The sequence below is a fragment of the Neobacillus fumarioli NBRC 102428 genome (assembly GCF_001591485.1).
In the GTDB taxonomy this organism is placed as follows: domain Bacteria; phylum Bacillota; class Bacilli; order Bacillales; family Cytobacillaceae; genus Neobacillus; species Neobacillus fumarioli.
In genome coordinates this window covers 1-2,871 of the sequence record NZ_BCUZ01000200.1, presented here as the reverse complement: position 1 = coordinate 2,871, position 2,871 = coordinate 1, and the positions used below count along the sequence as shown (strand labels likewise).

At 39.3% G+C, this 2,871-nt stretch carries 7 protein-coding genes; 2 read left to right on the top strand and 5 right to left on the bottom strand.

The genetic code is table 11. The features are described 5' to 3' along the window. Positions 1–7: 7 nt before the first annotated feature. The 5 genes from BFU02S_RS15445 to BFU02S_RS17095 all read right to left on the bottom strand — a co-directional run bounded on the left by BFU02S_RS15445 (position 8) and on the right by BFU02S_RS17095 (position 1,704). Entirely contained in the window at positions 8–262 is a 255-nt protein-coding gene (locus tag BFU02S_RS15445) for a DUF2800 domain-containing protein (protein ID WP_066372592.1), read from the bottom strand. Then, positions 259–576 (bottom strand): rRNA biogenesis protein rrp5, encoded by a 318-nt coding sequence (locus BFU02S_RS15440; RefSeq protein ID WP_066372590.1) that lies wholly within the window; start codon positions 574–576, stop codon positions 259–261. Before BFU02S_RS15440 ends, BFU02S_RS15445 begins: the two co-directional genes overlap by 4 nt. Further along, the gene (locus BFU02S_RS15435) at positions 533–778 is read right to left on the bottom strand and encodes a hypothetical protein (protein ID WP_066372588.1); all 246 of its coding nucleotides are present in this window, start codon (positions 776–778) and stop codon (positions 533–535) included. The genes BFU02S_RS15440 and BFU02S_RS15435 overlap by 44 nt, the downstream gene beginning before the upstream one ends. Positions 779–895: 117 nt before the next feature. Further along, positions 896–1,390: an RNA polymerase sigma factor gene (locus BFU02S_RS15430; protein ID WP_066372585.1), complete on the bottom strand. Its 495-nt coding sequence runs from the start codon at positions 1,388–1,390 to the stop codon at positions 896–898. A gap of 164 nt (positions 1,391–1,554) precedes the next feature. Further along, positions 1,555–1,704, bottom strand: a complete 150-nt coding sequence (locus tag BFU02S_RS17095) for a hypothetical protein (RefSeq protein ID WP_169797618.1) — start codon at positions 1,702–1,704, stop codon at positions 1,555–1,557. Positions 1,705–1,782: 78 nt separating this feature from the next. On the opposite strand from BFU02S_RS17095, the gene BFU02S_RS15425 reads away from it, so the two are divergent. Further along, on the top strand, positions 1,783–2,736 hold the full coding sequence (locus BFU02S_RS15425) for an ABC-three component system protein (protein WP_157075966.1): 954 nt from the start codon (positions 1,783–1,785) through the stop codon (positions 2,734–2,736). Then, on the top strand, positions 2,720–2,871 hold a 152-nt coding region (locus BFU02S_RS17780), incomplete at its 3' end, for an ABC-three component system middle component 7 (protein ID WP_369690719.1). The genes BFU02S_RS15425 and BFU02S_RS17780, both read left to right, overlap by 17 nt.

Below are 2,871 nucleotides of genomic sequence, written 5' to 3'. Positions count from 1 at the left end.
GGGTCCATTATACTTCAAGTACGAACTCTACGTACCCATCGGTGTAATTGTCCATTTCATCGGAGTCATATGGTGAAACCGGTTTTTTTGATCTCCTTTTAAGCGCCTTGCGGAGCTTGTGCTCGCTTAATGCATGGGCAGCAGTTCCTTCAGCTGCGGCTTCACCACTGTTATCATCAAATTCCAGCTCAAGCCTTGCCGATGGTGTGCAGTTCATCCATCTATGGGCTCCGGATGCAGAGAGAATTGCATGTTTACTCATTTCAATCCCTTCGCATCTGCAAGCAGCGCGGCGTACTTGCTTGGATCAATCTCGCTGAGTTTAGATGCACCATACTTTTGTAGTAGAGTCCTGACTTCAGCTGTAAATCCGTCATGACTCTTTTCCGCAAGTACCGCCCTTACTTCTTCCAAAGTGATCTGCTTTTCTTCAGGCTGCTTTTCAGACTGAGGCTGCTCTGCCTTTGTAACGTCTTCAGGCTCATTACTTGCTATTGCATCAGCCACAGCCTGAACACTATCAGCCAGCGATCTAAGATCTGATACTACATCGAGAAGAAGCTTGATTTTGCTCATAGCCCACACCTCCTTCCTTGATTTCCTTGATTTCTACCGTCTCGACTGAGTCGCCGGGGGTAATTACAAGCAGGCTTACTTTTTCCCCGAATAAAAAATCGAGCATTCTACTTCGGATTGTCTTTCTGCTGCTTTGAATTACTGGACTTATTTCGCCGCCTGGTTTAGCCACATTGATAGTGACTTTGTGTTTAAGGCTCATATTCCATCTCCTTTCCGGGGGCGATTTCCTGCCCCTCACCGATAAGCGAAAAAGAGAGTTCTTTCGAACCCCCTTTTCAGGAAAGATTTTTGAAAAAGGGTTCTTGCGAACCCGATCTCAAGAAAGAATTTTTTTTAATTTTTCGTGCATCTTTTTCAGACGGTTACGAATGGCTGCTTCTGTAACACCTTCTTCTGCTGCAATATCAGTATTGGAACGCTTCTCAAGGTATACTTTTTTGAAGAGTTCTTTTTGCTGAGGTAAAAGGCATTCCATGGCCTTGGTTAACTTGTCCAACATATCTTGATGTTCAACTTTCTCTTCAGCTTCAATGCAGAGATGTTCAGGGTTTGCACTATCATCTGATAGATACTTATTACGATCATTTGCCGCTCCGCTTTCACCATCATGATAGGCATCTAAGTGAGTTGTAACTCTGTAATCGTATCGGCGCTGCTCGTCCACTTCATAATCATCCATGGAATGGAGAAGCTCGATATCAGCTTCGGTGACTCCGTCTTCACCTGGAGTGATAGTAATTTTTGTTCCTTCAGCGGTGGAATAAATGTAGTTAGTCCTCTTCTTTTTACTTGTTTTGTACGCTCTTTTCATAATTTGACTCCTTTGGTTTTCAAAATTTGGCTTTGAAAATCCGCGAGAGCCTTTCGTCATCCGCAGAGCAGAAAAAAAGACGGGCAGGAAACACTTTCAAAGTGTTCATCCTGTCCGTCTAGCGGCTCTGCGGATTATTTCGTATGTTTGCTTGATTACTAGTCTTAAACTGTCTCAGAATTGATAACTTTCATGGTGCCATCTTCCATGAACTGAATAACTGTCTTAAATCCTTTATGGACAATTTCAACTATTTTATTTGAAGAATCTGCTCGACAAACTGTCTTTCCATTACCATTCTTAATTACTTCCATGTTCTCACCTCCGATCCACTTCATAAAGATAATATGTTTTTATCCACGCAATAAATTAATGCGTTCACAAATATAAAATTGAAATTTGCGAATATATGTGATATAATTGTAAAAAGTTGTGTGCATCACAGACGGACTGCAGCAAATGAAGATGCTCAAAGTTCCATAAGCAGTAGACTTTCGGAGTATTTTCCGGATATTAACGCATTCAATACTCCTGAAAAGTGCGCTAAAATTTTCAGAGATATCCTCATTGAGAGCGCAATATCAGGAAAAAACAAAAAAGCCACTTCTACAACAAGTAAAAGTGGCCAATTAGTAAGTGATGACGGGATAAAGAATGAGTTTGGTCTACGTCTAATTATGGAGACAAACGGTATTTGCCCCAACGATAATTGTTATCAACCTCTGTATGTTACGAGCAACGGTAAGACTGCAGCAAGTTATGAAATTGCTCAAATCGATCCAAAATTGAAACCTGATAGCTATGAAAACCTTATTGCTTTGTGTCCAAAATGTAAAAATAAGTATTTGATATCTCCAAGTCAAGACGATATTAAACGTATGGCAGATATTAAAAGACATCTTATGCTAGAAGCTAATGCTATAGAAGCTTTGGCTAATTCAAAGATAGAAGCGGGTGTGAATAGAGTTTTAAGAAAAATAAGTAATACTCCAGTCACAGAATTGATTCCTTTAAATTACAATCCTGTTGAAGTAAAGAAAAAGATTAAGAGAGACAATGTCCCCCTTTTTATCAAAATTCAAAGCAGCATTAATATCTACTATCTTTATGTTGAGAATTTATTTCAACAGTTGAGTAAGGAAGGTCAATTACGGTTTGATCCATTTTCCATGCAAGTGAAATTAAACTATTGGAATCTACGTGATCAGGGTTTATCACAATCTGATATTTATTATAAATTAGTCGATTGGCTTGCTAAAAACACAAATGAAAGTAAAGAACCGTGCGAAGTGATTGTTTCATATTTCGTACAGAAGTGCGAGGTGTTCGATGTTATTGCCGAATAAAATATTCTCATATGACGAAAGTATATTGTCTAAATTCCCTCTTGTGCTTAAAGAATTGTCGAACTCTCCATTGTCAGTAGTGTCTCTATACTTGAAGATACGCCATCTGGTATCTGATGTGAGTGAATATATAGT

What these genes read in the sequence shown, in the direction of transcription:
- BFU02S_RS15445 (WP_066372592.1), bottom strand. Translation starts at nt 262, where the DNA reads ATGAGTAAACATGCAATTCTCTCTGCATCCGGAGCCCATAGATGGATG.
- BFU02S_RS15440 (WP_066372590.1), bottom strand. Translation starts at nt 576, where the DNA reads ATGAGCAAAATCAAGCTTCTTCTCGATGTAGTATCAGATCTTAGATCG.
- BFU02S_RS15435 (WP_066372588.1), bottom strand. Translation starts at nt 778, where the DNA reads ATGAGCCTTAAACACAAAGTCACTATCAATGTGGCTAAACCAGGCGGC.
- BFU02S_RS15430 (WP_066372585.1), bottom strand. Translation starts at nt 1,390, where the DNA reads ATGAAAAGAGCGTACAAAACAAGTAAAAAGAAGAGGACTAACTACATT.
- BFU02S_RS17095 (WP_169797618.1), bottom strand. Translation starts at nt 1,704, where the DNA reads ATGGAAGTAATTAAGAATGGTAATGGAAAGACAGTTTGTCGAGCAGAT.